The sequence below is a fragment of the Leptothoe sp. LEGE 181152 genome, from assembly GCF_032906605.1.
In the GTDB taxonomy this organism is placed as follows: domain Bacteria; phylum Cyanobacteriota; class Cyanobacteriia; order Phormidesmidales; family Phormidesmidaceae; genus Leptothoe; species Leptothoe turfae.
Genome location: NZ_JASATU010000021.1, coordinates 51,328 through 78,289, shown reverse-complemented (window position 1 = coordinate 78,289; position 26,962 = coordinate 51,328). Strand labels below are relative to the sequence as shown.

Below are 26,962 nucleotides of genomic sequence, written 5' to 3'. Positions count from 1 at the left end.
CTAGCAAAATATTTTGTTGTTTTGCAAGACTAATCAACGCAAACGATAAGTTTATACAGGATGGCTGTTATGCCTATAGTAAAGCCATGAAGAGGCAGTATCTTTAACCAAGGTTGTCGGGCGATACGCTGGGTGAGTACTATGCTCAGTAACGCTCCAAATATTAGGCTAACGCCTTGCAAAAAAGCAATTACAGCTGGATGTGCTACGACTACAGGCCCAGTGCTTGCCAAGCCAAAACTGGCTAAGGAAACGGGGATAATACGCCCTGCCTCAGTTAGGCCAAGAGAAAGATAATGGGCCAGACTGCCCAATAGAACGATGGGTAGCCAGCCATAGGCAACTTGAATAAACGGGCGGGCTTTCAGGCGAGGTTGAATGAGATGGGTGAGTTTATGAGTGGCCCAGGCCATGGGCCATGGAGCAAAGAGCAGCAGGGTGGTTGCGATCGCATGTCCCCCAAATCCCTCAACCCGATGCGCCACGCCTAACAGCTCTGCCACTGCCGGTAGCCGATGCACAAAAACCGCTCCCCACAGCAATAACAGCAGTGCCACCTCATGGTGCGCAGGCGTGTGCGTGGTCCATAACTCAATGCCAGGGGGGCGTAGATTAAACTCCACCGACCGATGGGGACATGCTTTTAGACAGGTCATACACAGCACACAGTTTCGATTATCCACTAGCTGAGCTGGATGAGAATAGACTGGACAGCCACCAGTCTCTTGCCCTTCTCCTTTAGCTGGTCCACCTTTGTAACATTGATAGGTGCTACAGGTGGCTGAACAAATACCTGTTTGCCCCCGCAATTCTGTCATAGAGAGTTTCGCAAATAGTCCGTTCATGCCACCAATGGGGCACAGGTAGCGGCACCAAAAACGCCGCTCAAAGAGTGCGGAACAAATCATGGCCCCAGCCGTGATAATCAGCAATAGCCAGGCAGAGAGATAGGCCGTGTTTTCTAAATTCCATAGTTCTTCCCAGATCAAAATGGCGGCAAAGCCTGCATATAAAATCCAGCCTCCCCAGCGCTCTGCCCACTGTCTTGGCCATTCCCCAAGCTGTCTGGGCCATAGCCATAGAGAGAGTTTTTGAGTAATTTCTCCATAGATCATAAAGGGGCAAACAGCACACCAAAGACGACCCACAAAAGGAAATAACAACAAAATTAATGGCCACCACCAGGCCCAAAAGAAATTCAGGGCAATATTGGCATCACGGGTTTGGGGACCGAAGAATAATAAAGCGACCACTAACCCATAGAACCAGCTGGTAAAACCAAAATTGATGCGATCAGGCCACCAGGGACTACGTAGGAACTGCCGTAATTTTGGATAAGCGTTGAGTAAATTCAGACGAAATCGATTGGGTTGTTCACTGGCGGACCAAAAGACTTCTTCATTCAGGCGAGGAGCACATTCTGCCTGTTCAATGGCCCGTTGCACTAGGCTATCTAGTTCCTTGAGATTGCTAGGGAAATCATAGCTTTGTAAACGACGCAATGCTTCGGGGGTCAGCCTAGGCTTACGGATTCCGCGTTTTCGACAGTAGAGCTGAATGTAGTAGTTGATTTGGGCTTCTATGTCGGCTTTTCTCACCCGGAGGGGAGGGACTTTCACCTGTTGAGGAGACAGGTTTGCAAAGGGTGTGAGACTCTTTTCTGAGATCATCATGATCCAGGCAGCACTCTCCTTGACTGCTGATGGTGCATTGCCTGGCTGAGTAGTGGGTTGATACTGGCCTGTTTTGATCAATCTCAGAATAGCGGGGCGTAGTTCAGGATCTAGATCCTGAATGTTGTTCAGCAATAGGGTGCCCTGGTCTAACCAGTCCAACAGTCCTGGACGACTCTCGCCTTTACCAAATAGCTCAATGGCCCGCAAGGTTTTGCAATTCACCTTAATCATGGGTTCTTGTTTGTAGTGAGACCCAAAATGGATTAGGGCAGCCAGGTTATCTTTTTCTAATCCTGGCTCACCAAAAATAAGCACTGGGTCGCGCCGTCCGTGGTCATCGGCCATCACACTTGCTGCTGTACGCACGGATTGCCGTAGACGTTGGGCATAGCGACTAGCGCCGACCACGCCCCGGCTGACCTTGGGTACTAAGTAGGGGCGTAGTTCTTGTTGGCGCTCTTGTTCGTAAAGTAGCTGGGCAGACAGCTGTTCAACTTCTTCAGCCAATAGTTCGGAGAGCTGTTGGCTGAGACTTGGATGTTCGGAGGCGATCTGCCTTAGTTTGTCAGCAGATAGCTGCCACAGCTCACAATCTTCGAGGGTAATGATGGTGTAATCGGTGGGCTGCTCTAGCAGGATTTCTTGTAAGTGTAAAACTACCCCCGGCAACAGCTCTACAATCTGGGCCATAGACGTCCGCTGGCTACGGTAGCGTTCTAAATGACCGGCTTTCAGAATATAGAGGGCATCGGCTTGGGTATCTTCGAGAATAAGACGACGGTTGGCTTGGATAGAGAGCGGGGTTAGGTTGGTTGCGATCGCAACCAAGACCTCCTCTGGCAATACCTTGAGGCATGTAGCCTGCCGCAGCCAGTTAACCCGCGTTGCCACCTCAGCCATCTCAGTCGCATACTCCGCCATGATTGATGCACCCTGACTATTCAGATGGTTTGGATGATGACACAATCACCCGCCACACCACAAATAGTAAAAAACTTAGATAAGTAATCGTAAATACCCAGTTCTGCCAACTATCGCCTGCTTGAATAACGTCTATATCCATCATATTTATTTACTTATAAGCCAATGGTGTAAGCGGGAATTATCATATGACCTTTGGGTATCGATTAGCATACAAAACAGGGTAGATACAGAGAAAAAGCTGACAGTTGACTCCGCAAAAGTGTCTTTGGCGCAACAAAACTCTCCATTTATCGCACTGCTGAACCATGGTTCTCTTGTGATTGAATGCTATTAACCTGTTGGCGTGGCTCAACAGCAGCCTCACATACGCGACGAGATTTATGTTGTAGCTTCGGCACGGGTGAGTTTATCAACGACCCATCTCGCCATCGAGTTGAGCCAGGAGAGGTTTTATTCGTACCAGCCGGTAGGAAGCATCGAGTTGAGATTTTTTCAGAAGACTTTGGTACATGGGTATTTTTCCATGGCCCTGGAGGTGTTGAAAGACCATTGGTTGAGTAGTCGAGTTGTTGCCAACTAGTGCAGTTCAGCACTAGTTGGCATCCTCCAGTAGATAGTGCGATTTTGCTAACCAAGTCGAGTTGATTTCTATAAGTTATAAGTGAGGGTCTGTTCAAAAAGTTTCGGTAAACCGTACGGTAACGAACGATAAACGATTGAAGTAGTCGCTAGGATCAATTAACCCGGCCCCATTGACAGGCTGTTCATTATGCTGAGCAAAAACCTAAAACCTACTGATAATCAAGACGCATGGCTACAAAAGCCCCTTAAAACGCTTAACCGTCGCACATTACAAGTCTCCCATCCCCACTGGAGTGATAGTGAACTAAATCAAGCTATTTTGATGCTTGATCTTAAGCAAGACAACCCTTATGGCGATTTGGGTGTAATTCTGACATAAATTTGCCGGTCTAGCGCAAAATCACTCCTGAGGAAATCTATAGGCCTGGATGTAAAAGATTTTTTATCAAGCCTTCCTCACAAGTCGTCCAGGCAACGATTCTGGCCCGAATTTCTGTGTTAAGGTGACCCTGGATGAGCAGTCAACTGCGGCTAGTCAGTTCGTCTATACCTATCTGGGTGCCAGCTGTCTAAGTGTTACTCTCGTCAGTTTTTCATCTTAATTGTTTGGAGAAGGTCCATGTCCATTTATGTAGGGAATATCGCCTACACGGTTTCGCAGGAAGATATTCAGGAAGTATTCGCAGATTACGGTACCGTTAAGCGAGTAACTGTTCCTATGGATCGCGAAACCGGTCGTCCTCGCGGATTTGCATTTGTAGAAATGTCTGCGGATGCCGAAGAAGACGCTGCTATCGAGGCCCTTGATGGAGCTGAATGGCTCGGTCGTGAGATTCGTGTCAATAAAGCACGCCCTCGGGAGGAAAGACCAAAGCGCTAACCCTGGCCCATTCTATTTAATTCAAGGTTTATCAGAAGTGCCACATTTCTGTTACAAATGTGGCACTTCTTGGTGTGGCTTTATTGCCAAAAATACGTACCCAAAAATACTGCGGCTGTTCCTCCAAAAAGTACCGCCCAAATCAACCATTCTGTTGGAGTAATGCGTTTAGGATCAAACTTAAACCGATTGGTTTGGGGCCGTTTTTGAGGTACTTTTCCATATTTAGGATCTTGTTCTTTTCTGCGTTTGGCTTCTCCCATGGGGTACTCCCTTTGTTAAATTAGCTTTGCCTGTAACTCGTCTTCTTTTGCCCGGAAGCCCACTAATACAGCCTGATCATCTTTGACAAATAGAGGCCGCTTGAGAAGCATGGCGTCTTCCGTAAAGGCGTCTATCCACTGAGCATCACTCCAGGTTTTCTTTTCTTCTCCTAGGGCGCGATAAGACATGCCGGATGTATTACGCATCGGCTTAGCAGTTAGTGTCGTCACCCAGTCGGTAATTTGCTCACGACCAGGGGGATGCTCTTTAGTATTGATAAACTCATAGTCAACACCGTTAGCATCGAGCCATGTCAAGGCTTTTTTACAGGTGCCGCAGTTGGGAATGCCGTAAACCTGGAGCGCCATAGTTACTTCAGTTCTGTGATTTGCTTACGGATGTTAGCATTTTCCAATTCAGGTGTTGACCATGGGTTTTAGATTAATTATTGGTAATAAAAACTATTCTTCCTGGTCTTTACGGGCCTGGCTATTTTTGACTGAAAGTGGTCTGGCGTTTGAAGAGGTTCGGCTGCCGCTGTTTACAGAGGCCTGGCAGCAAATTAGTCAATACAGTCCGGCAAGACGGGTACCGGTACTGATGGATGGAGCAATTGCGGTTTGGGACAGTAGTGCCATCTATGGCTATGTGCGATCTCAACATCCCAGGGCCATTGGTTGGCCCACAGACCAAAAGGCCCAGGCCATCGCTCGCTCCATTGCGGCTGAAATGCACAGCGGTTTTTTCGGTATTCGAGAACAGCTGCCGCAAAACGTTCGTGCGCGGGTGCCTGTGGAGCGCGCCAATCTACAGACATCCACCCAACAGGAAATCAGTCGCGTTGAGCAAATGTGGACCCAAGCCTATGACACCTATGGTGGACCCTGGCTATTTGGCGATTTTTCCATCGCAGATGTGGTCTATGCCCCTGTGGCCCTCAGATTCGTCACCTATGAAATCCAGCTAATGCCTACGGCCAGGGCGTTTGTAGATGCAGTAAAGGCATTGCCCTCTATCCAAGCTTGGGCGAAGGCATCTGCTGCAGAATCAGAAGCAATAAGCTTTATTGATCAACTACACATTGCTGACGATAGTGAATAAACTAGGGTCATACCTGATGTGCCTTTTGCACAGCTATATAAGGTAGAGTGATTATTCTTTACAGAATCACAATCTTTGCTGTAGATCCGTTGCATTATTGAGGCGGTAAGCTACGATTAGGAAATTCGTTAGATTGCTGGGGCATGAATAAGCTCATGGCTACTTTTATGAAGTGAGTCTAGTTGATTCGTATCGTTCCAGCAACGGCATTGTCCATTTAGTCCTGTCGCGTTCTAAGTAAAGAGGGAAAGACTTATCGTACAGAAACATCGAATCAACCGTCAGATCAAAGCTCCGCAAGTATTGCTGATTGACCACGAAAACAATAATCGTGGCTTGACCGATACTAGAGATGCGCTCAAGCTGGCTGAAGAAGTAGAGCTGGATCTAGTTCTAGTCTCTGAAAGTAAGCAGGCCCCTGTGGCTAAGATATTGGACTATGGTAAGTTTCAATATCAGCAGAAAAAGCGCCAAAAGCAGAGTGCACGCACCACCGTTAAAGAGGTAAAATTTCGCCCTAACGTTGGTGAATCTGACTATCAACTGCGTATCAACCAAGCGACTCAGTGGTTGGGCAAAGGAGATTCTGTTAAGTTCCGCGTCCGTTTGAGAGGACGGGAACATCAGCACCGCGACCGGGCACTGGAACTGCTGGAACGCATTGTTAAAGATCTTAAAGAAACTGGCAAGATCCAATCTTTTGATCGGCGTGCGCTTGTTTTACAGCTCATGCCAGCATAACCAGCTATTAGCTTTTTAACTGGTTTAAAGCTCTAAGTCATTGTTCCCACGGTAATGACTTAGAGCTTTTCGTGTTGACTAACCATGGTTTCAATGTCTTCAGCGGCCAGTTTTATGGCATCAGAGCTGAGGTTGGTGGTAACCGGATAATGATGCCTACCTAGCTGGGTGTATATCGTAATAGTGACTTGCTCTAATGTTTGGTCACTGGAAACTAAGTGGGGTAGCAGATGAGAAGATACTTGATTTAACACATCCAGCAAACTTGATCGATAGGCCTGTAGCGTAAAAATTCCGGGTTCCCATTGAGCAATGTCATCAGGACCAAGATTCTCCGATTGGGTGGTGAAACGTTTGATCTGGTTAATGGCAGGATGGGCCATCAGGGTTAAAAAAAGCTGCGAAGTAATGTTATCTGTGGCCGTCGGTAGACAGCTGGCAAAGTCAAACGTTAACCATAAAAAACGTAAAGGTCTTGGTGACTCGCTCGTATTCTGTTGTGTGGTCACAGGGTGGTCCTTTTGCATGGGTGCTTTATGATACCAGGGTTGTGCGGGGAGTAGGGAGTGCAGAAGTGGGGGACGAGCTAAGACAATCTGAGAGACCTGTAAAAACAAAACTGACATTGCTGATCCTCAGGATGACTTTAGCTGGGAGACACCTTCAAATAGCAATGGATCTAGCCCGGTGCATCTCCTAAATCAGCAACCGAAAAAACCATCCCTGATCAAGAGGGATGGTCCGACAAGATTTTTGTATTATCTCCTTTGGTCATCTTGCAAGGAAATACGAGACTAATTTTTAAGCAGTAACTAGCTCTTTTTCAAGTTCCAATAATCGCTCTACTCGTTTATCGGTAGATGGATGGGTGGAAAACAATCCGCTAAACATTTGTTTGGGGACAGCGTGCATAATCATCAAAGGCTCATAGGCTGGGTTGCCGGTCATGGGCATTTGTCTAGCACTGGCTTCAAGACGCTTGAGGGCGTTGGCAAGGGCGCGGGGATTACCCGTAAGTTGTGCGGCACCGGCATCGGCTGAAAATTCGCGAGTGCGGCTAATGCCTAGCTGGATAACGGTTGCGGCCATGGGAGCCAGGAAAAGTGTGGCCATGAGGGCAATGGGATTAGGACCGTCGTCGTCATTAGATCCCCCCATGCCACCAAACCACATGGAGTATTGCAGCATCTGGGCTAGAAATGAGATCGCACCGGCAATGGTTGCAGCCACAGCCTGGGTGAGGGTGTCACGATTCATAATATGGCTCAGCTCATGGGCAATCACCCCTTCTAGCTCATCAGCGGGGAGCATTTCCATAATGCCCTGGGTAACAGCTACAGCAGCATGCTCAGGATCGCGCCCCGTGGCAAAGGCGTTGGCTGACTGGGTGGGTAGCAGGTAAACCCCGGGCATCGGAATATCAGCCTTTTTCGCTAGTTTTTCTACCATGGCGTGCAGTTGAGGTGATTCTTCTCGACTGACGGGTTGAGCACCGTGGGCAGCTAGGGCAATCTTATCGGAGTAGAACCATGAGCCTAGGTTGGTCATGGCTGCAATCAGGATGCCAAAGATGACGCCACCTGTACCACCAATTGTGTAGTAGCTAATACTGATCAACAGAGCGCTAAGAACACTCAGCAATGCAAGAGTTTTAAACTGATTCATACTATCTCAACCCTTTGATTTCGCCATTACGCTTATAGTACTGAGAAAAGTAGAGGCTAGACAGGGATGGCAATCCGAACCTATGACCGAACAGTTGCTGATGAACCGTAATAAGAAGTATGGAAGTTGTAGATAAATCTACGGTTGTAGGTAAATCTACACATGGGTGGGGCATCTAAATTTAGTTGATTACTGTAGGGAGTTTTGATTTGTGATTAATCGATGGGGAACGGCAGCGATCGCATTAGCTTTTTTCGCCACACCTCTGGCTGCCCAAGAGCCATCGTTAGAAAAGTCAGAACAGATTGAAGAGCCTGCCCCTGCAGTGCCAGATCGGTCAGAAGGTGTGCCTGTAATCTTGGAATCCCCCCTTGAAGGGTCCGAAGCGATGCCCGTTGCGAAACCTGAGTCGGAGGAGACAATTGACGAGTTTGAGATTGAATTAGCCATTGATGTCACTGAATTAAGGGCGTCCCTAGAAGAGCTGCTGCCAACCTCTGCCTCAGCGCCACCCATCATCGCAAATATTCTGCCTGTAGACACGCCGGCAGCCATTATTGTCAATACTCGCGACGATACTTGGTCTGCCCTCAAGCAATATACGCTGTTTGCACAGCTGAGTGAGGCCTTTGGTGTGGAGCCGAGCCCCCAGGCTCTGCCATTGTTACCGTTGGGGATGAACTATGCCGAAGATGTGCAACCCTGGGTTGGAGATAGCGTTGCGATCGCACTGCTACCCATACCTAGTGTTCGCACCATCAACCCGGTAGAACGGATGGTCACCATTTTGCCCATCGAAGATGCCGCCGCCTTTATCGACTTCATTCCCACCCTGGCCGAAGCCCGCACCGCTTTACCCGAAAAGCATTCCTACAGAACGTTTCCGATTTGGCTCTGGCCCGATGAGTTTGTTCCCTACGACTACTCCTGGGATGACTTTCCTGAAGAGATTGAACCAGAGGAGTTTCCAGCACCAGTCGAATTCAACTCTGCTGATCTGGCCTCCCCTAATGCAGCCCTCCGCAGCTATCGCCAACCCGAACCTCCCTACATTTATATTCCTGACGGGACCTATTCAGAGGACGGCTACACCATTCCTGGCTATGCCGTTGCCCACCTGGGGAATTACATTGTTGCCGCCGAGACTATTGACAGCCTGCGTCAGTGGATTGAATATCAAACCCAAGATGGTCCTAAGCTCACTAGCAATCCAAGTTTTGCGAAGACCCAAAGCCACCCTCAAGCACAGAACAGTTTAGCCATCATATATGGCAATGTCGGTCAGTTGCTGAGCTTTGAGTTTAGTAATCCGTTTCAAGACTTTGGTCTACCACCAATTCCCCAACCCAGCCTGAGTGAGCGGGCGGCCATGTCTAACCTGTTTAGCAATGTCACCTTTGATGCCTTGATTTATCCTGAGGACAAAGGCATACACCTAGAAGCTCATCTTTATACCAAAGGTGTACTACCAGATTTACCTCCCTCTCCCAATGCCGATCACTCTATCTTGGGACTGATCCCTGCAGCCACCTATTTCATGGGCAGTGGCTACGATATCAGCGGCTTTTGGAATGATGTGTCGTCAGCTTTTTCTCTAAATGAGATGACAAGCGGCCTGATTGAAACAGCCCGCTCCATTGTTGCCCTGGCAACAGGGCTAGACCTCGATACCGACATTTTGGGATGGATGGATGGAGAATACAGTATTTTTCTGTTCCCCAGCCAATCGGGGTTGTTGAATTCATTTTTTCCAGGTTTGGGCCTAGAAGCGGGCGTCTTGTTAGAAACCAGTAACCGTCCGGCGGCTGAAATAGCCTTAGCCGCCTTAGATGATGTGGCTGGCGAAGATGTCGCACTATCTACAGAAATTGCAGATCACGCGACAACCAATTGGCTATACGACATTAATGGCGATAGTCAGCGGGAAAGCGTGCTAACGCATACATGGATTAATGACGATACCCTGGCCTTTACCAGTGGTAACGGTGCCATGGAACGATTGGTCATGCCAGCAGGGTTTCATGCCCTCAGTCGCCACAGCACCTTTCAAAACGCTACTTCCACGTTTCCCACACCCAACAATGGATACCTGTATGTCAATGCCAGTTCTACACTCGCATTTTTCTACAACCTATTTGGCTTTAACCAGGCAACTGACCCTTGGGCTGCCGATATCCGCGGCTACTTTGGTACAGTTCGGAGCCTTAGCTTGAGCACCTCTAGCAGCACACAACAGTTTCAGATTGATGCTTTGCTAGGGTTGGCTGCCAGTGACCCACCGGCAGCCGGAGCAGAGGAAGAGAGTGCTGAAGACATCGAGACGACAGAAGAGACTGCTGACGAGGCCGAGACGACAGAAGAGACTGGAGCAAATGGGGAGGAATAAGTTAAAAGAGTTTACAGACCTGATTTTACCTTTTCATAACAAAACTGCTGCTGGCGTATCGTGACGTTACACCAGCAGCTCAACTAAACTCACAGACCTAAACCTTAACACTCTTCCCTAATAGCTCTCATCACCGTCAACATCTTTTAGCGCTAACAGATGATTAGCTTGTTGTAATCGCTCTGCAATATTTTGACGCAGAGTTTCATCAACCTTAGGATCAGCTAAGACTGCCTGTGCTAGCTGTCGATATCGAGCACTGGTGACTACATCAACCCGTTCTAAATCATTCAAGTTCTCATAGATGGTTTTTGGAGAAGGCTTTTCCATGAGACTCCTTATATAGTTACTATTGCTAATCTGGTTACTATTGCTGATCTTATAGTCAACAACACCATTGTGTTGCAAGGGGGTAAAGTCCAATAGGAGAACGTCGCTAGAGCAAAGAAAACAACACAAATTGCATTATTTCGTATCAAAACTTAAACCTTTAAATGAGTGGTATGCGCTATGCCTCCTGAAAACCTTACAGAGGTCTCAAAAGCTGATTAAATCGACGTTTTGTCAAACTGTTACAGTTGACGTACCATGTCACGTGTAACAATTTGACAGTTTTATTAAGGAACTGGGTCAAATTGCTTTTCTCGTTAGAGAATTAAAGCTCCTCTTGAATTGCCTTGGGCAATGGTGATGCAGCTGCTTGTGTCACGATTGACGAGCCCTGCAAGCTAAGTTTCTCTAGCTGCCCTTGGGAATTCTTGTCAATACTTGCGCGTTTGTCAAAATACACTTCTATGACTAGTCACCAATTGCCTCCCAAGCAGGGTCTGTACGATCCTCAATTTGAGCACGATGCGTGCGGAGTCGGCTTTGTTGTGCAAATAAAAGGACTAGCCTCCCACGAGATTGTGCAGCAGGGGTTACAAATTCTCTGCAATTTGGAACATCGTGGAGCGTGTGGTAGCGAAGTAAATACAGGGGATGGAGCCGGTATTCTAGTGCAGCTGCCCCACCGCTTTTTACAGAAGGTGGCTACAGCGGAAGGCTTTACGTTACCTGAGGCTGGGCAATACGGTGCAGGGATAATTTTTACGTCGCCAGACCCACAGGTGAGAGCTGAGAGTCGGCAACGATTTGAGTCGGTGGCGGCTCAAATGGGCCAAAAGGTTTTAGGCTGGCGCGATATTCCGACAGACAATAGCACCCTGGGTGCAACAGCGCAGGCTAGTGAGCCTTTCATGCAGCAGGTGTTTATTCAACGTTCAGCAGACCTGGAAGACGATCTGGCGTTCGAAAGAAAACTCTATGTCATTCGCAAGATTGCTTACAATGCCATTGGCAAGTCAGGGCATGATACCTACTGGTATCCGACTAGTTTGTCATGCCGCACGATGGTTTATAAGGGAATGTTGACACCACCCCAGGTGAGAGACTTTTTCCCAGATCTAAGCGATCCCGATTTTGAAAGCGCTCTGGCTCTTGTGCATTCTCGCTTTAGTACCAACACCTTCCCCAGTTGGGAGCGGTCTCACCCTTATCGATACATTGCTCACAACGGTGAGATCAATACCCTGCGCGGCAACATTAACTGGATGGTGGCCCGGCAGTCCATGTTTGAATCAGAATGTTTTGGTGATGACATGGCCAAAGTCAAGCCGGTCATTAATATCAACGGTAGTGACTCAACCATTTTTGATAATGCTTTAGAGCTGCTGGTTTTGTCAGGAAGATCATTGCCCCATGCAGTGATGATGATGATCCCTGAACCGTGGACCGGGCATGAATCCATGGACGATGCTAGCAAAGCATTTTATGAATACCATGCATGTTTGATGGAGCCTTGGGATGGTCCGGCATCGGTGGCATTTACCGATGGCTCGATGATTGGCGCGGTGCTTGATCGTAACGGTCTGCGACCTTCTCGTTATTACGTCACCAAAGATGACCGAGTCATTATGGCCTCAGAAGCAGGGGTGCTACCTGTGGAGCCGGAGCAGGTACTTGAGAAAGGACGGCTACAGCCGGGTCGCATGTTCTTGGTCGACATGGCGGCTGGTCGGATTATCGGCGACGAGGAACTTAAGGCAGAGATTGTTAACGCCCAGCCTTACCGCCAGTGGTTGAATCAACATCAGGTCAGCCTGGAAAAGCTGCCTGCTCAGACGCCACGGGCTGAAATCGCTGGAGGCACGCTGCGACAGCGGCAGATGGCATTTGGTTATACGTTTGAAGAGCTGCGCATGCTCCTGACACCGATGGCTCAGAATGGTGTCGAGGCGATTGGTTCCATGGGAACTGATACGCCCCTAGCAGTGCTCTCAGATCGGCCTAAGCTACTGTATGACTATTTTCAACAGCTGTTTGCCCAGGTCACCAATCCTCCCATCGACTCTATTCGAGAAGCAATCATCACGTCGGCGGTGACCACACTAGGTTCGGAGCGTAATTTGCTAGATCCGCAACCTGAGAGCTGCCGATTAATTCAGCTGAAGACTCCGGTCATTAGCAATGGTGATTTGGCTAAGCTGCAAAATATTGATGAATCTGGGTTTGCTGCCCTAACCCTACCGATTTTGTTTGATCCTCAGACAGGGGTGAAAGGGTTAGAGGCAGCGATGGAAGAGATTTGTGCTCGGGTAGATGATGCGATCGCAACCGGCACTAACCTGATTATCCTGTCTGATCGTGGCATGGACGCTAGACATGCGCCGATCCCAGCACTGCTTGCCGTTTCCGGTCTGCACCATCATCTGATCCGAACAGGGACACGCACTCGCGTTGGCATTATTCTCGAATCCGGTGAACCTCGGGAAGTGCACCATTTTGCCGTTCTCCTGGGTTATGGCTGTAGTGCCATCAACCCTTACCTTGCCTTTGAAACCATTGAAGGCATGATTGCTGATGGCATGCTCATGAGCATTACCCCCAAGGATGCCTACAAAAACTACATCAAAGCAGTTACCAAAGGCACTATCAAAATTGCCTCAAAGATTGGTATTTCCACATTGCAGAGCTATCGAGGGGCTCAAATTTTTGAAGCCATTGGTCTCAACCACAGCGTCATTAATAAATACTTTACCTGGACCGCCTCCCGCATTGAGGGTATTGGACTGGATGTAATTGCCCAAGAAGCAATTATGCGTCACGGCCATGGCTTTGCCGAGCGCGGTGATATTCCGATTCTAGATGTGGGTGGTGACTATCAATGGCGTAAAGAGGGTGAAGCGCATCTGTTTAATCCAGATACCATCCACACGCTGCAGCAAGCGGTGCGCTCAGGTGATTACGAAACCTATAAGCACTATGCGAACTTGGTCAATGACCAGAGCAAACAGCACTTTACCCTGCGGGGGCTATTGGACTTCAAGCCACGTCAGCCCATTCCCATTGAAGAAGTAGAACCCATTGAAGCCATTACCCGCCGGTTCAAAACTGGGGCGATGAGCTACGGCTCCATTTCTAAGGAAGCCCATGAATCCCTGGCCATAGCCATGAACCGCGTGGGAGGTAAATCCAATACCGGTGAAGGAGGCGAAGATCCCGAACGGTTTACCTGGACTAATGAGCAAGGCGACTCTAAAAACAGTGCCATTAAACAGGTGGCATCGGGACGCTTTGGTGTAACCAGTCTCTATCTCTCCCAAGCAAAAGAGATCCAGATCAAAATGGCCCAGGGTGCAAAACCTGGAGAAGGGGGTCAGCTACCTGGACGCAAAGTATATCCCTGGATTGCCAAGGTCCGTCACTCCACGCCCGGTGTGGGTCTGATTTCTCCGCCCCCCCACCACGATATTTACTCCATTGAGGATTTGGCTGAGCTGATCCACGACTTGAAGAATGCTAATCGTGCAGCCCGCATTAACGTCAAACTCGTTTCTGAAGTGGGTGTGGGCACCATTGCGGCAGGTGTGGCTAAAGCCCATGCCGATGTCGTCCTGATCTCCGGCTTTGATGGTGGTACGGGGGCCTCTCCTCAAACCTCCATTAAACATGCAGGCTTACCCTGGGAGTTAGGACTCGCAGAAACCCATCAGACATTGGTGCTAAACAATCTGCGTAGCCGCATTGTTGTTGAAACCGATGGGCAGATGAAAACTGGCCGCGATGTGGTGATGGCCGCATTGTTGGGTGCAGAAGAGTTTGGTTTCTCCACAGCACCGTTGGTCTCATTGGGCTGCATCATGATGCGGGTGTGCCAGAAAAACACGTGCCCAGCCGGGATCGCGACCCAAGACCCCCGCTTACGTAAAAGCTTTGTGGGTGATCCTGACCATGTGGTGAACTTTATGCAGTTTATCGCCCAGGATGTGCGAGAGATTATGGCTAAGCTGGGTGTACGCACCTTTGATGAGCTGGTGGGTCATACCGACTGGTTAGCTGTGCAGGCTGCTGTTAACCATTGGAAGGCGAAGGGCGTAGATCTCTCCAAGATTTTGGAACAACCTCAAGTTGATGACAGTGTAGGGCGTTATTGCCAGATTCCCCAAGACCATGGCCTGGATAAGTCATTGGATATCACCACTCTGTTGGATTTATGTAAGCCTGCCATTGAGACTGGTGAAAAAGTCAGTGCTACATTGCCCATTTGCAATATCAACCGTGTGGTCGGGACCATTCTCGGCAATGAGATTACTAAGAAACATTGGGAAGGTTTGTCAGAAGATACCGTGCATCTGACCTTCCAGGGTAGTGCTGGCCAGAGTTTTGGAGCTTTTGTTCCTGCTGGTGTCACCCTGAAGCTGGAAGGAGACGGTAACGATTACTTAGGCAAAGGTCTGAGTGGTGGCAAGATTGTTGTCTATCCACCAAAAGCGTCTACATTTGTGCCTGAGGAGAACATTATTATTGGTAACGTAGCCTTTTACGGCGCTACCGGTGGTGAGGCTTACATTTATGGCATGGCTGGGGAGCGCTTCTGTGTGCGCAACTCAGGTGTACATGCAGTGGTAGAAGCGGTTGGTGACCATGGCTGCGAATATATGACGGGGGGTAAGGTGGTCGTGTTAGGCACCACTGGACGCAACTTTGCAGCGGGTATGAGTGGTGGCATAGCCTATGTGCTGGATGAAGCCGGAGACTTTGCCACCCGGTGTAACACTGAGATGGTGGACTTAGAACGTCTGAAGGAGGCAGAAGAGATTGCTGATCTCCGCGAGATGATTGAAAAACACCACCGCTATACCGGCAGTCATAAAGCAAAAACAGTCATCGACCATTGGGAAAGTGTCTTGCCGAAGTTTGTCAGAGTGATCCCTCGTGACTATAAGCGCGTGATTCAGTCTCTGCAGCAGGCGTTGCAAGATGGTCTGAGCGGTGATGATGCGCTCTCGGCTGCATTTGAAGCGAACATCAAAGATGTTGCACGAGTTGCTGGTAACTAGCCAGTACTTCGTAATGTTGGCTTAAATTTGACTCATTATTTCCATCATCGATATCAGTTTTGGCCAGTTTTATTGTCCCGGTGGCAGTGCTCGCCTTGCAAAAATCACAATACGTCATTCCTTTTTCAATCTACGACTTCTCCCATGGGTAAACCAACAGGCTTTCTCGAATACACTCGCGAAATTGCGCCAGATGTCTCACCACTGATGCGAATTTCTCATTGGCAAGAGTTTCATACGCCATTGCCGGATGACCAGCTACGCAATCAAACAGCGCGCTGTATGGACTGTGGCACACCCTTTTGCCATACAGGGAATACCATTAACCGCATGGCCAGTGGGTGCCCCATCTATAACCTGATTCCTGAGTGGAATGATCTGGTGTATCGAGGTCTGTGGAAAGAGGCTCTGGATCGATTGCATAAGACCAATAACTTTCCAGAGTTTACGGGGCGGGTATGCCCCGCGCCCTGTGAAGGTGCCTGTGTATTGGGGATTCATAATCCGCCAGTGACGATTAAAAATATTGAGCACGCCATTATTGATAAAGGCTGGGAAGAAGGTTGGGTTGTGGCTGAGCCGCCAGTTCAACGCACTGGGAAGACAGTTGCCGTGGTGGGTTCTGGTCCCGCTGGTTTATCGGCAGCAGCCCAGCTCAATAAGGCTGGCCATCTGGTCACGGTATATGAGCGAGCTGATCGACCGGGGGGATTGCTGATGTATGGCATTCCCAATATGAAGCTTGAGAAAGAAACGGTGGTGATGCGTCGTCTCAAGCTGATGGAGCAGGAAGGCATTCGATTTATTTGTAATGCCGAAATTGGTAAGGATTTGCCAGCTGAGCAACTGGTTAAAGACTATGATGCGGTGATCCTATGTACTGGTTCAACTCGACCTCGAGATTTACCCATTGAGGGACGTGATGCCAAGGGAATTCATTTTGCTATGGAGTTTTTGACAAAAAACACCCAAGCAGTGATGGATCCTACGCTGAATGACCAGGCAATTTCTGCTACGGGCAAGGACGTGGTGATTATCGGTGGTGGTGATACCGGCACCGACTGTGTAGGCACCTCTATTCGTCATGGCTGCGCCAGTGTTACTCAGCTAGAGATCATGCCTAAGCCACCAGCGGAGCGGGCTCCTAATAATCCTTGGCCCGAATGGCCCAAGGTTTACCGTATGGACTATGGCCAGGAAGAGGCTGCTGCTAAGTTTGGGGGCGATCCGCGAGCTTACCTATCCACGGCGACTAAGTTTGAGGCAGGGGACGATGGCCAGGTCAAGGCGATCCATGTGGTGGATGTGGCCTGGGAGAAAGATGATAGTGGCCGCTTCCAAATGCAAAAAGTGGCAGGCTCAGAGCGAGTCATTCCGACGCAGCTGGTCCTGCTGGCCATGGGATTCCTTGGACCAGAACAGCCCATTATCGATGCCCTGGGTCTGGAGCAAGATGGCCGTAGTAATATCCAGGCTGAATATAACAAGTACACCACTAGCCTACCTGGGGTATTTGCTGCGGGTGACTGCCGCCGAGGTCAAAGCCTTGTAGTATGGGCATTTAATGAAGGTCGTGGAGTGGCGCGGGAATGCGATCGCTACCTGATGGGCCATACCGATCTGCCGTAAAGACGATCGTCTGACGAGAAAGTATACAATCTTAAGGGCAAACTTGATGAGTAAGCTCTTAAAATTCAATGACATTACAAGTGGGTGATCCGGCTCCTGACTTTAGCTTGGCTGATGCAGACGGTAATACCGTCAGTTTGGCTGATCTAAAGGGTCAACGTGTGGTGCTATATTTTTATCCTCGTGATAATACCCCTGGGTGCACAAAAGAAGCCTGTGCGTTTCGAGACAACTACGAAGCCTACCAGGCCAAAGATGTGGTTGTTTTAGGTGTCAGTGCAGATGATGCTAAGTCCCATCAAAAGTTCATTACCAAACACGACCTGCCCTTCCCACTGCTAGTGGATGAAGAGGCCAAAGTAGCCACTGCCTATGGCAGCTATGGCCTCAAGAAATTCATGGGCAAAGAGTATATGGGTATTAGTAGGAGTACCTTTGTGATTGGCCCTGATGGGAATTTAGAAAAAATCTACCGCAAAGTAAAAGCTGAGAAACATCCCGTTGAACTACTGACTGCCCTCGACGAACTTTGAATCCATGCCGCAGTTTTGGCGACCAGTCCGTACCCTTTTGGGCTTACTTTTGCGACGACCTTTAGTCGGTACGTGTGTAATACCGATTTTGCCCGATGGTCGCATTGTCTTAATTCAACGCCGTGATAGTGGGCGTTGGGGTTTACCGGGGGGACTGGTCGATTGGGGTGAAGATATCGCCACATCTGCCCAGCGCGAGCTACTGGAAGAAACAGGTCTAGCTATCCTGAAAATTGGTCGTCTGGTCGGCGTATATTCCCATCCAGAGCGTGATCCGCGCTTTGATTCTATTTGCGTCGCCCTCGAAGCCTATGTGGATGGTGAATTTTATATTCGTGATAAAGCTGAGGTAATGAGAATCGCAGCATTTACAGTGGATGACATTCCCCGTGGTAACCTAGCCCACGATCACGATCAACAGCTACAGGACTACTTTAATGGAGCCATTGTTTTGGCCTAGTGCTGGCCAAATGCCCTTACGCAACCTGCGCCGTAAGCTTCAGTACGGTCAGCTGTTTTGGCGGGAAATGGGGCGAGGTCAGACAGTCATTTTTCTGCATGGCTCCTGGCATGACGGTGATCAATGGAGCGAGACCCTAGCTCTAATGGGTCGGCAGTATCACTGTCTGGCACCTGATTTAATTGGCTTTGGTGAGTCAGAACGCCTACAAGATAAGACAGCCTACTCGATTGCGATGCAGGTAAAGACACTGGCAGAGCTACTAGACTCCCTGCGCATCGGTTCCGTTGTGCTAGTTGGCCATTCCCTAGGGGCTTGGGTAGCAGCTCGTTATGCCCTGCGTTATCCAGAGCAGGTTAAAGGACTATGTGTCCTGGAACCCGAAGGTTTTGCCTATACTCCTAAGCGTTGGCGGCGAGAACGTTGGTTGATTAGTCCTTTGAGTGGATTATGGTTAGCGGTTACTAAGCCATTTGCTCGCAAATCCACCCCCGGTCAGACACCTACCTGGTTGCAAAATTATCATTGGCGACAGCTATTACGGCGTCATCCTGCAGCCTGCCGGTTACTCTTCCAGCGTCGCCGTAATGTGTTAGAGCCTGAAGTTGTTGGCGGCCTGGCCAATCTTTCAATGCCCATGGTGGCCCTGCAAGGAGAAAATGCAGGAGAAACCAGCCGACAGCTGACCCAAACGTTTGAGACGGCTGCTCCCAGGGCAACAGTAAAGGTGTTGCCAGGAAAGGATGAGCTGCCTACCTATGGGGCAAAAGCAATTGCAGAGTTTTTAGGACATTGGTTACCAGTTATTGATAAATAAAGACTCGTTTTGCTGCCCGTGTAAATGCCACATAACACAGCTGATTTCTCTCAATCAGCTTCGAATTTCTCATTAAATCTGGCAAATCTATAAATACGTCTTGGAATGTGGAGCCCTGACTTTTATGCACTGTCAGGCTATAGGCATAGTTCACATCGTGAAACTGTTGCCTGAATTCCCAGAAAATCTCCCATTGTTTGGTGGTGGCATAGTCCCGTGAGCGACGTTCATAGTCAGGCAGGCTGATTTCCTGGAGTACATTCAGGTCTTGAAACTTGCCCTCTTCTGTATAAACAACCAGCTGCCATGTCGGTAACCCCTCTATTTTTCCGGGTTTTACCTCTAACACTTCACACTCTTCTGAAGTTTGGAGAATAATGCCGCCCTCCTCAAGGCATGGGTTGTTGGCAATGAGTCTCTCCCCAGGTACAAACTGTTGTAAATCGTCACCGTAGATCGCATGACGAATCATACGGTTTAAAGTTTTAACCCGCTGGTTAGTATAGGCAAGCACTCTCACATAGTTGGGGTCGGCTTTGTATTTATCGCAGGTGAAGGCACGGATGAGCACATCACGCCAGGGATATTTGGGCAGCACAAAGAAGCCTTCGGTGCGATCGCAATTCACATCGCTTTCATATCGAGGTAACTGCTCCCGCTCCATGTTGCGACGAATGTCATCGGCAATCACCCCAATCGCCCCGCCATAGCGAATCACCTGGGACAGAGACGACTGATGCATAATCTGGCTAAAGCAGCATGACTCCGTTTCATTGACAGGCGGTAGCTGAGCCGGATCCCCTACAAATAGCATCTGGGTGGGAATATCCAATCGAGAAATGGCCTCAACCAGTAGCTTCCACATCTCCTGGTTGATCATGGAGCATTCATCCACGATCACCAGTCGATAGTCCGGCACCTGATTATGCTGGTCGCTAACTGACTTAAAAATTTGCTCACCGCTGCCCGTGTCAATGACCGGTTTTAGCCCCAGCAATCGGCAACAAGTGACTGACTCCACATCTTTGATATCCCACTGGGTGGCCATGGTTTTGAGCACCTTGGTGGCTTTATTACTAAAGGCCGTCAGCACAATCGGCCAGTCACAACCTTGATCACGCAAATAGGTAACCAGAGCTTGTAGCAGGGTGGTTTTGCCCGTACCCGCATAGCCTGTCAGTAAATAGAGCTTGGATGGACTCTGCAAAAATTCCTCAATGGCTTGCAGTGCTTCCCACTGCTCCTCGCTTAACTCAATCCCTGGCAGTATTTCTGGAATCGTGGCAGCGCTATCCATTTGAGCGAAGCATCCGGGTACGAAATCCATCATAACCTGAGGGACAAAGAAGTACAAAAGAACTATTTGCCATCAATATTGATTCTCTATATTTCTCAGCACCATTGCTGCTTTAGGGGAAGATTTACCTTAAACCTATAATGAAACATATGGAGATCAATGGCTTGCCTATTGCCTATAGCTGAGCCGTTATGGTTTTGCCATCGGCAGGTTTACCCCACAGATAGCCCTGCATATACTCACAACCTAAGGTTTCAAGGGTCGCTAGTTGGACTGAATTTTCAACGCCTTCGGCGGTTACACTCATGCCTAGCTCATGGGCTAAATTGACGATAGCCTTGATGACCTTCAGACCTTTCGTCGTATTGTTCATTTGGTGGATAAAGGAACGATCAATTTTTAAGTTTTCAATTTTTAAGCTGTATAGATAGCTGAGCGACGATGAGCCCGTACCAAAATCATCAATGCTCACCATAATTTGATAGCGCTTAAGCTTCTCTAAGGTCGCTAGAACAACGTCTGTTTTTTGCATGAGGCCATATTCAGTAACGTCAAAGGCAAGATTTTGATGATCAATTTGAGTTTCTCCTAATATGCGATCCAGATAGTCGATAAAGTCTCTTTGAGTTAGCTGCTGAGATGATATATTGACATGTAGCTTAAATGAAGAATGCAGTAAATTTTGCTCTTGCCATTCTTTGAGTTGTTGACAGGCATACCGCAGAACATAGCGGTCTAACTCAAGAATGAGTTCGGTTTCTTCTGCAACAGGAATAAATTCATCAGCACTCAATATGCCCCTTTGAGGATGATTCCAACGCACTAGAGCTTCTAAGCCATTCAGATAATTGTCTGCCAAAGAGATAATAGGGTGATAAACAAGGATTAACTCTTGGTTATGCAACGCTCTATGCAACTCATTTTGCACTTCAAAGAAGGAGAATGTACGTTGATGCATACCAGAATTAAAGATCTCTATTCTACCAGCACCTTCAGCTTGAGCCTGAGATAATGCAGTGGCTGCATCTCTCAATATATGAGTAGCCTGTTGATATTTATGGGAGTGTAGAACAATACCAACCTCAATTTGTCCATAGATTAAGTGATTGCTGATGTGGAAAGGGTACGTAACTTCTCGCTGTAATTGTTCTGCAAATTGAGTAATTTGTTCCTCACTCCGAAAGGCCTCAATTAAAATAGCAAATGTATCTTCTCCAAAGTTTGCCAATAGAGAACCTGGCCAGGTTATTGTCTCTAAGCGACTCTTAATCGCTACAATGAGCTGGTCTACAGCTTGGTGCCCAAGGGAATTTTTAACTAGCTGCAGTTTGTTATATTTAAGCAAAATGACGGCCAGTCTTTGGGTTGGGTTAGACTGTGCTTGTGTGAATGATTGTTGTAATCGCTGAGTTAGCAAAACTCTATTAGGCAGCCCAGTAATGCTATTATGGGTTGCCATATGTACAAGTTCTTCTTGCATGCGTAACCGTTCACCAATTTCTTTCTCTAGCTGAGCGGTACGTTGCATGACCCGTTGTTCCAATTGAGAGTTGAGCTTTTGGATTTCAGATTGGGCAGCACGTAATTTTAGATGATTGTCAATTCGGGCTAGTAGTTCTTCCGCTTGAAATGGTTTGGGAATATAGTCCACGCCTCCTAGATTAAAGGCTTTGACTTTCTCATCAGTTTGATCTAAGGCACTCAGAAAAATGACAGGAATCTCTTGAGTTATTGGATTTGCTTTGAGCAGGCGGCAGACCTCATAGCCATCCATTCCAGGCATTTTAATATCTAAGAGAATCAGGTCTGGCTGGGCTGCCTTAGCAATTTTGAGCGCGACCTCGCCGTTGATGGCACTGCGTACTTTGTACCCCTGCTGAGTCAACACTGTAGATAAAAAATCTAGATTGGGGGGGACATCGTCCACCACTAAGATATCGCCGCAGGGTAAAGGATTTAGTGATGCATCTGAGGGTTGGGTCATTATGCTCAAAATTAAGGAGAGTGATTCAATATAGTCAGCACTGTGATAGAAGAGTTTAGGGTTCGAAGGCTTGTCTTGATGAGGTCGTCAATTCAGTAATCAGGTCACAGCGAAATCCTTTGACTAATTTAGTCAGTGCTTCGACTAATTGATCTTCAGGTATTGGGATTTCATCAATGAGCTGAGCAACCCATTCTGCATCGGCTAAGCTAGATGCCTCATGGAGTTGATGTAGCCACTCTTTTGGCTGTTTAGACAGCTGTTCGACAATGATGTGATGCTGGTTATCAGATGACAGTCTAGGGAAATTATGGGTGTGTTGGTGTTCATAAATGTACTGTACTCCGAGGTGTTGCTGTAGTTTTTGAAAAATAATGCTATCTCTGAAGGGTTTGCGCACAAAATCGTCACAGCCCACCGATAAGACCATCTGTTTTTCACTCTCTAGAGCGCTAGCAGTAAGGGCAATAATGACTGTTGCTTGCCCTTGTAGACTAGTGCGGATGCGCTGAGTCGCTTCGTAGCCATCCATCACAGGCATACGCATGTCCATCCAAATTAGGTGAGGCTGCCATTTTTGCCAAATTTGCAGGGCTTCTTGGCCATTTGTAGCTGCTCTTACCTTGAAGCCAACGGGCTCTAACAGTTGCATGAGCAGGGTTCGACTCGCCCACTTATCTTCCACAATTAAAACGCGATAGCTCGGTTGGTTGGGTGCAAGACAAATTACCGTTGAGCTGCTCTCATCTTCCTCAATATCTAGAATATCGACGGGAGTGACTGGGAGGTTAAATCGAAAAATACTACCTTGTCCTGGTGTACTTTGGACAGATATATGACCGCCTAAGAGTTCAATATAGGTTTTGCTGATGGCCAGACCCAACCCCGTTCCCCCTTGAGACTGACGACCAATATCGGTTTGATAAAAAGCGTCAAAAAGATACTGGAGCTGTTTAGGGTCAATCCCTGAACCAGTATCTTGGACCTCAATGGAAAGGTGGTTTTTGCCGGAAATCGTTAACGTAATACTGCCACTGTTGGTAAATTTAACAGCATTACCCAATAAATTAATGAGGATTTGTCGTAGCTTGGCTTCATCAGTTTCTATATATTGGGGTACTTCAATCGCGCATTCACACGTTAAATTTAGTCCTTTTGCGCCAGCTTTTTCTTGAAACATGGTTGCTAGTGAATGCAGTAACTGATGCAGGTCAAAGGGTTGCGCGTTAATGCTAATGTGACCAGCCTCAATCTTTGACATGTCGAGGACGTCGTTGATAAGGGTAAGTAGATGATCACCGCTATGTTGAATGACGTCTAAATGCTGTGCAGAGTCTTGCAGAAAGCGCTCAGGCCCATATTTAAGGGTACGCTGCATAACTTGAACAAAGCCTAGAATGGCATTGAGAGGCGTGCGTAACTCATGGCTCATACTGGCCAGGAATTCACTTTTGACCTGGCTGGCTTGCTGGGCTGCTTGAATTGCGGTCTCTAATGCAATATTTTGTTGCGCAAGTTCTTCTTGCTGGGCATGTTCTTGTTCTAGGAGACGTGCCTGGGTAATCGCGATACCAACTTGGGCGGCAACAGATTCTAGCAGCTCAATTTCCCAAGATAACCACGCCCGTTGACGGTCACACTGATGGATTTCAATGACTCCATTGGGAGGCCCTTGATAGGATGATGTGCGAATAGCCAGCATGGATTTAGTTTGTAGCTGCTCCCACGTTGACTGTTCTTGTTCGAGCAGAGACGTCTGGGTAACATCGTCAATAGCTAAAGCGTTTTCCTGGGACAGCACCACCTGAATGTAAGGGCTTTGGAGAGTCGAAATTTTAAAGGCTTTTTGGGAAATGTAGTCGGGAATCAGATATTCGGCAACAGTGTGTAACTGTGGAGTAGGTGTATCGGTATAGAGATGAAAACAACAGCGACTGACGCCAAATGCCAGGCCAATTTCATCTACGGTTGTTTGATAGGTTTTTAGGGTATCGAGGCTTTGACGTATAGCATTGCTGATTTTCGTCTGTAGCTGTTCGCTTTGAACTTGTTGAGCAAGGGCAGCTTCAATCGATTTGCGTTTTGTGATATTTAAGGTGGTGGCTATAATCCGGTGAGTTTTTCCTTGGCTGTCTTTTAATGGTGTCAGGGTTGTTAACCACCAGTTCCATTGATCATTGATATATAGCTCCTCTTCAAAGGTGAGGGGTGCGCCAAAATCAGCACAGTGCTGATACTTCTGAGTAAGTTCGACAGCTGTTTCTGGGGAGAAGAGTTCTTCTGGAGTAGAGTTAATCAACGCTTTTCTCCGAGCACCGGACATCCGCTCAACCGTAGCATTGGAGTCTACATAGCAAAATTTTTTGTAACCTAATACATCGACGACAAAAATACCTGCTTCTACACCATTGTAAATACTGCGAAGAAACTGCTCTTGTTGGAGAATAATCGCTTCGTTGCGTTTGCGATCGCTAATATCCGTATGGGAGCCCACCATGCGGATGGCCGTGCCATCAGTATCCCAGAGGGCTTGACCACGATCTAAAATCCACTTGTATTGTCCATTTTTGCAACGAAGACGGTATTCTTCGCTAAAGAAAGGTGTGTTCTGATCTAGATGAGCCTGGCCTGCTTTGAGAACTCGCTCTCGATCCTCTGGATGCAGACGACTCTCCCATTCATCTCGGCTATGGGCAATCTCATGCTCACCATAGCCCAACATTGCTTTCCATCGTAGGGAATAGAAAATTTTACCTGCAGCAATATTCCAGTCCCAAATTCCGTCATTATTACCTTTTAGAGCCAGTTGCCAGCGTTCTTCACTCTGACGCAGTTTTTCTTGTTCAGCAATGCGATCGCTAATATCATTACCAATGACGAGAACACAGGCGCTATCTTGGAAATAAATAATTGCAGCAGACAGTAAAATTGTTTTGATTTCTCCCAATGCATTTTGGACTCTCCATTCCTGGTTACGCAACCTACCTTTGACCAATTCTTGATGAAATACACCTCGGGTTTGCGGCGGAATCCAAATGTTTAATTCTCTGCTAGTGCGTCCGACAATGTTCTCCCTGGGTAGCCCCATGAGCTCTACGAAGCGATCGTTAACTTTGATGTAACGGCCTTCATCTAGAGTGCTCAAGGTAATGGCATTAGGGCTGAGTTGAAACGCCTTGGCAAACGTCTCTTCTGAACGCTGTAGAGCCTGAGTACGCTGGTCAACTAAGTCTTCAAGGTGTTGTGAATATGTTTTTAGTTGCGATCGCGAGTTTTCTAAGCTTCCTTTCATGCGATTAAAACTACTGATCAATACATTGAGTTCCTGGATATGAGAGGGCACAATACCCTTCCGAGCATCACCTTTAGCCAGAGACTGGGTGGCGAATCCAAGTTGTTGTATAGGTCGATTAATCCACCGAGCGATCAGCAAACTGACACCGCTAGAAATCCCCATCGCCAATAGAGATAGGACTATCGTATTACGGCTGTTCGCATGAATTTGCGTTGTAAAATTGGCTTCAGGTAATAGAGAGACCCCTAGCCACTCTAGATTATGGTTATCAAAAAATGGTGTAACCTGTACCCAATATTTTGTCTCCTGAACTCGACATTTGAACTGCCTTGTACCCTGAATTGGACCACTCGTTTCTAATTCTTTCAGGGTGTATTCAATGGTTTTCTGAATGAGCTCGTTATGTTGTACCTGCGCAGATGAGATGGATATGTCATTATCTTCTAACAAAGTACGGTTTTCAGAACTAACCAGCACCTTACCATCCATATCCATGATAAACATGGCACTGGAATGACTGGTTTGAAAACGCTCTACAAATTTTGTGAGGGCCTCCAGGGAAAAATCTGCACCGAGCACCCCTTGTAATGTTTTGTCATCATCCAGATAGGGACGTACAAAGCTGATGCCTAATTTAGGCGATGGATCTTCAAAATCGTACACATTGGTCCATCGAGCCTGCTGGTGCCTGATGGCTGTTTTGTACCAGGGGCGCTGGCGTGGATCATAGGATATGTTTAATTGAGCTGGCTCTAATTGACCATCGGTTGTCACTGAAAAAATCTTGACAAATTCATTTGAACTACGATCTTTGATTGCTAATTCCAAGCTGCTATCTGGTAGTTTATTAAGCTCTACATAGTGACCGTTAATATCGCCATAGTAGATATAAGTGACATCTGGAAAGCGTTGTATTTGTCGAAATAAATGAGGAAACCAGCTTTTTAAATTTTGAGGATCCAACTGCTGTAGCTCTAGGGAATCTAGATTTTCCTGGGTTACTAGTGGTGGAATCGCTGTGTAGGCTTCTAATTTATGTTGAAAATGTTCTCCTGTTTCGTGGAGTAGATGATAGGCCAATGTTTCTACAGATGCTTGGCCGTTTCGATGGGCAAGCCACCCTGTGATCGTTGTGACAACAACGACCTGCGTGATTAACGGAATCGCAATCAGTGATCTTAGCGTTAGTTTCACTGGCGAGCAGCTCAGTAAGAATACCTAAGGACTAAGCATAACGATTGATCTGTGTAAATGCATCACGATGGGTTATAAGCATTTGCCGAGCACCACCATAGGTAATCTCTCGATCTTCGACCTATGGCTAATAAAACAACGTTATTTTTTGCA

The 26,962-nt window shown here is 47.6% G+C and carries 21 protein-coding genes; 11 read left to right on the top strand and 10 right to left on the bottom strand.

Going from position 1 to position 26,962, the window contains the following annotated elements; genetic code table 11:
- Positions 1–29: 29 nt before the first annotated feature.
- Positions 30–2,597, bottom strand: a complete 2,568-nt coding sequence (locus QGP82_RS13330; protein ID WP_163697432.1) for a cyclic nucleotide-binding domain-containing protein — start codon at positions 2,595–2,597, stop codon at positions 30–32.
- Positions 2,598–2,613: 16 nt separating this feature from the next.
- Entirely contained in the window at positions 2,614–2,742 is a 129-nt protein-coding gene (locus QGP82_RS13325; protein WP_006517383.1) for a hypothetical protein, read from the bottom strand.
- Between the two features lie 182 nt (positions 2,743–2,924).
- Here QGP82_RS13325 and QGP82_RS13320 point away from each other — a divergent pair, with 182 nt between their 5' ends.
- The 3 genes from QGP82_RS13320 (at position 2,925) to rbp (ending at position 4,062) form a co-directional block, all read left to right on the top strand.
- Complete coding sequence (locus QGP82_RS13320) at positions 2,925–3,161, top strand: cupin domain-containing protein (protein ID WP_499059595.1); 237 nt, start codon at positions 2,925–2,927, stop codon at positions 3,159–3,161.
- A gap of 208 nt (positions 3,162–3,369) precedes the next feature.
- A complete protein-coding gene (locus QGP82_RS13315; RefSeq protein ID WP_163660993.1) occupies positions 3,370–3,561 on the top strand; it encodes a hypothetical protein in 192 nt (63 codons plus the stop codon).
- Between the two features lie 240 nt (positions 3,562–3,801).
- Positions 3,802–4,062, top strand: a complete 261-nt coding sequence (rbp, locus tag QGP82_RS13310; RefSeq protein ID WP_006517380.1) for an RNA-binding regulator — start codon at positions 3,802–3,804, stop codon at positions 4,060–4,062.
- 80 nt (positions 4,063–4,142) lie between these two features.
- On the opposite strand, the gene QGP82_RS13305 is transcribed toward rbp, so the two are convergent.
- Positions 4,143–4,325: a hypothetical protein gene (locus QGP82_RS13305; RefSeq protein ID WP_006517379.1), complete on the bottom strand. Its 183-nt coding sequence runs from the start codon at positions 4,323–4,325 to the stop codon at positions 4,143–4,145.
- A gap of 15 nt (positions 4,326–4,340) precedes the next feature.
- Positions 4,341–4,694: a Spx/MgsR family RNA polymerase-binding regulatory protein gene (locus QGP82_RS13300; protein ID WP_490795746.1), complete on the bottom strand. Its 354-nt coding sequence runs from the start codon at positions 4,692–4,694 to the stop codon at positions 4,341–4,343.
- Between the two features lie 61 nt (positions 4,695–4,755).
- On the opposite strand from QGP82_RS13300, the gene QGP82_RS13295 reads away from it, so the two are divergent.
- Entirely contained in the window at positions 4,756–5,427 is a 672-nt protein-coding gene (locus QGP82_RS13295; protein WP_163697434.1) for a glutathione S-transferase family protein, read from the top strand.
- Positions 5,428–5,682: 255 nt separating this feature from the next.
- The gene (gene infC / locus QGP82_RS13290; protein WP_083876980.1) at positions 5,683–6,168 is read left to right on the top strand and encodes a translation initiation factor IF-3; all 486 of its coding nucleotides are present in this window, start codon (positions 5,683–5,685) and stop codon (positions 6,166–6,168) included.
- A 59-nt stretch (positions 6,169–6,227) separates the two neighbouring features.
- Here infC and QGP82_RS13285 read toward each other — a convergent pair whose 3' ends face one another.
- On the bottom strand, positions 6,228–6,794 hold the full coding sequence (locus QGP82_RS13285; RefSeq protein WP_499059591.1) for a hypothetical protein: 567 nt from the start codon (positions 6,792–6,794) through the stop codon (positions 6,228–6,230).
- A gap of 175 nt (positions 6,795–6,969) precedes the next feature.
- Positions 6,970–7,833: a M48 family metalloprotease gene (locus QGP82_RS13280; RefSeq protein ID WP_163661001.1), complete on the bottom strand. Its 864-nt coding sequence runs from the start codon at positions 7,831–7,833 to the stop codon at positions 6,970–6,972.
- A gap of 211 nt (positions 7,834–8,044) precedes the next feature.
- On the opposite strand from QGP82_RS13280, the gene QGP82_RS13275 reads away from it, so the two are divergent.
- The gene (locus tag QGP82_RS13275; protein ID WP_499059589.1) at positions 8,045–10,219 is read left to right on the top strand and encodes a DUF3352 domain-containing protein; all 2,175 of its coding nucleotides are present in this window, start codon (positions 8,045–8,047) and stop codon (positions 10,217–10,219) included.
- Between the two features lie 117 nt (positions 10,220–10,336).
- On the opposite strand, the gene QGP82_RS13270 is transcribed toward QGP82_RS13275, so the two are convergent.
- Complete coding sequence (locus tag QGP82_RS13270; RefSeq protein ID WP_006517372.1) at positions 10,337–10,549, bottom strand: hypothetical protein; 213 nt, start codon at positions 10,547–10,549, stop codon at positions 10,337–10,339.
- A 464-nt stretch (positions 10,550–11,013) separates the two neighbouring features.
- On the opposite strand from QGP82_RS13270, the gene gltB reads away from it, so the two are divergent.
- The 5 genes from gltB to QGP82_RS13245 all read left to right on the top strand — a co-directional run bounded on the left by gltB (position 11,014) and on the right by QGP82_RS13245 (position 19,039).
- Complete coding sequence (gene gltB / locus QGP82_RS13265; RefSeq protein ID WP_499059587.1) at positions 11,014–15,600, top strand: glutamate synthase large subunit; 4,587 nt, start codon at positions 11,014–11,016, stop codon at positions 15,598–15,600.
- 144 nt (positions 15,601–15,744) lie between these two features.
- Positions 15,745–17,229 (top strand): glutamate synthase subunit beta, encoded by a 1,485-nt coding sequence (locus tag QGP82_RS13260; protein WP_163661006.1) that lies wholly within the window; start codon positions 15,745–15,747, stop codon positions 17,227–17,229.
- A gap of 68 nt (positions 17,230–17,297) precedes the next feature.
- The gene (gene bcp / locus QGP82_RS13255; protein WP_163661008.1) at positions 17,298–17,762 is read left to right on the top strand and encodes a thioredoxin-dependent thiol peroxidase; all 465 of its coding nucleotides are present in this window, start codon (positions 17,298–17,300) and stop codon (positions 17,760–17,762) included.
- A gap of 4 nt (positions 17,763–17,766) precedes the next feature.
- Complete coding sequence (locus tag QGP82_RS13250) at positions 17,767–18,222, top strand: NUDIX hydrolase (RefSeq protein ID WP_006517368.1); 456 nt, start codon at positions 17,767–17,769, stop codon at positions 18,220–18,222.
- Positions 18,200–19,039, top strand: a complete 840-nt coding sequence (locus QGP82_RS13245; protein WP_499059584.1) for an alpha/beta fold hydrolase — start codon at positions 18,200–18,202, stop codon at positions 19,037–19,039. The genes QGP82_RS13250 and QGP82_RS13245 overlap by 23 nt, the downstream gene beginning before the upstream one ends.
- Here the strand turns inward: QGP82_RS13245 and QGP82_RS13240 are convergent.
- The 3 genes from QGP82_RS13240 to QGP82_RS13230 form a co-directional block, all read right to left on the bottom strand.
- A complete protein-coding gene (locus QGP82_RS13240; RefSeq protein WP_250565670.1) occupies positions 19,026–20,369 on the bottom strand; it encodes an ATP-dependent DNA helicase in 1,344 nt (447 codons plus the stop codon). The genes QGP82_RS13245 and QGP82_RS13240 overlap by 14 nt on opposite strands.
- A gap of 142 nt (positions 20,370–20,511) precedes the next feature.
- A complete protein-coding gene (locus QGP82_RS13235) occupies positions 20,512–22,320 on the bottom strand; it encodes a two-component system response regulator (RefSeq protein WP_163661011.1) in 1,809 nt (602 codons plus the stop codon).
- A gap of 55 nt (positions 22,321–22,375) precedes the next feature.
- Positions 22,376–26,809 (bottom strand): PAS domain-containing protein, encoded by a 4,434-nt coding sequence (locus QGP82_RS13230; RefSeq protein ID WP_499059581.1) that lies wholly within the window; start codon positions 26,807–26,809, stop codon positions 22,376–22,378.
- Between the last annotated feature and the right edge of the window lie 153 nt (positions 26,810–26,962).

Excerpts from the sequence above, each read along its gene's own strand:
- QGP82_RS13330 (WP_163697432.1), bottom strand. The coding sequence starts at position 2,597 with ATGGCGGAGTATGCGACTGAGATGGCTGAGGTGGCAACGCGGGTTAAC.
- QGP82_RS13325 (WP_006517383.1), bottom strand. The coding sequence starts at position 2,742 with ATGATGGATATAGACGTTATTCAAGCAGGCGATAGTTGGCAGAACTGG.
- QGP82_RS13320 (WP_499059595.1), top strand. The coding sequence starts at position 2,925 with ATGCTATTAACCTGTTGGCGTGGCTCAACAGCAGCCTCACATACGCGA.
- QGP82_RS13315 (WP_163660993.1), top strand. The coding sequence starts at position 3,370 with ATGCTGAGCAAAAACCTAAAACCTACTGATAATCAAGACGCATGGCTA.
- rbp (WP_006517380.1), top strand. The coding sequence starts at position 3,802 with ATGTCCATTTATGTAGGGAATATCGCCTACACGGTTTCGCAGGAAGAT.
- QGP82_RS13305 (WP_006517379.1), bottom strand. The coding sequence starts at position 4,325 with ATGGGAGAAGCCAAACGCAGAAAAGAACAAGATCCTAAATATGGAAAA.
- QGP82_RS13300 (WP_490795746.1), bottom strand. The coding sequence starts at position 4,694 with ATGGCGCTCCAGGTTTACGGCATTCCCAACTGCGGCACCTGTAAAAAA.
- QGP82_RS13295 (WP_163697434.1), top strand. The coding sequence starts at position 4,756 with ATGGGTTTTAGATTAATTATTGGTAATAAAAACTATTCTTCCTGGTCT.
- QGP82_RS13285 (WP_499059591.1), bottom strand. The coding sequence starts at position 6,794 with ATGTCAGTTTTGTTTTTACAGGTCTCTCAGATTGTCTTAGCTCGTCCC.
- QGP82_RS13280 (WP_163661001.1), bottom strand. The coding sequence starts at position 7,833 with ATGAATCAGTTTAAAACTCTTGCATTGCTGAGTGTTCTTAGCGCTCTG.
- QGP82_RS13270 (WP_006517372.1), bottom strand. The coding sequence starts at position 10,549 with ATGGAAAAGCCTTCTCCAAAAACCATCTATGAGAACTTGAATGATTTA.
- gltB (WP_499059587.1), top strand. The coding sequence starts at position 11,014 with ATGACTAGTCACCAATTGCCTCCCAAGCAGGGTCTGTACGATCCTCAA.
- QGP82_RS13260 (WP_163661006.1), top strand. The coding sequence starts at position 15,745 with ATGGGTAAACCAACAGGCTTTCTCGAATACACTCGCGAAATTGCGCCA.
- bcp (WP_163661008.1), top strand. The coding sequence starts at position 17,298 with ATGACATTACAAGTGGGTGATCCGGCTCCTGACTTTAGCTTGGCTGAT.
- QGP82_RS13250 (WP_006517368.1), top strand. The coding sequence starts at position 17,767 with ATGCCGCAGTTTTGGCGACCAGTCCGTACCCTTTTGGGCTTACTTTTG.
- QGP82_RS13245 (WP_499059584.1), top strand. The coding sequence starts at position 18,200 with ATGGAGCCATTGTTTTGGCCTAGTGCTGGCCAAATGCCCTTACGCAAC.
- QGP82_RS13240 (WP_250565670.1), bottom strand. The coding sequence starts at position 20,369 with ATGATGGATTTCGTACCCGGATGCTTCGCTCAAATGGATAGCGCTGCC.
- QGP82_RS13235 (WP_163661011.1), bottom strand. The coding sequence starts at position 22,320 with ATGACCCAACCCTCAGATGCATCACTAAATCCTTTACCCTGCGGCGAT.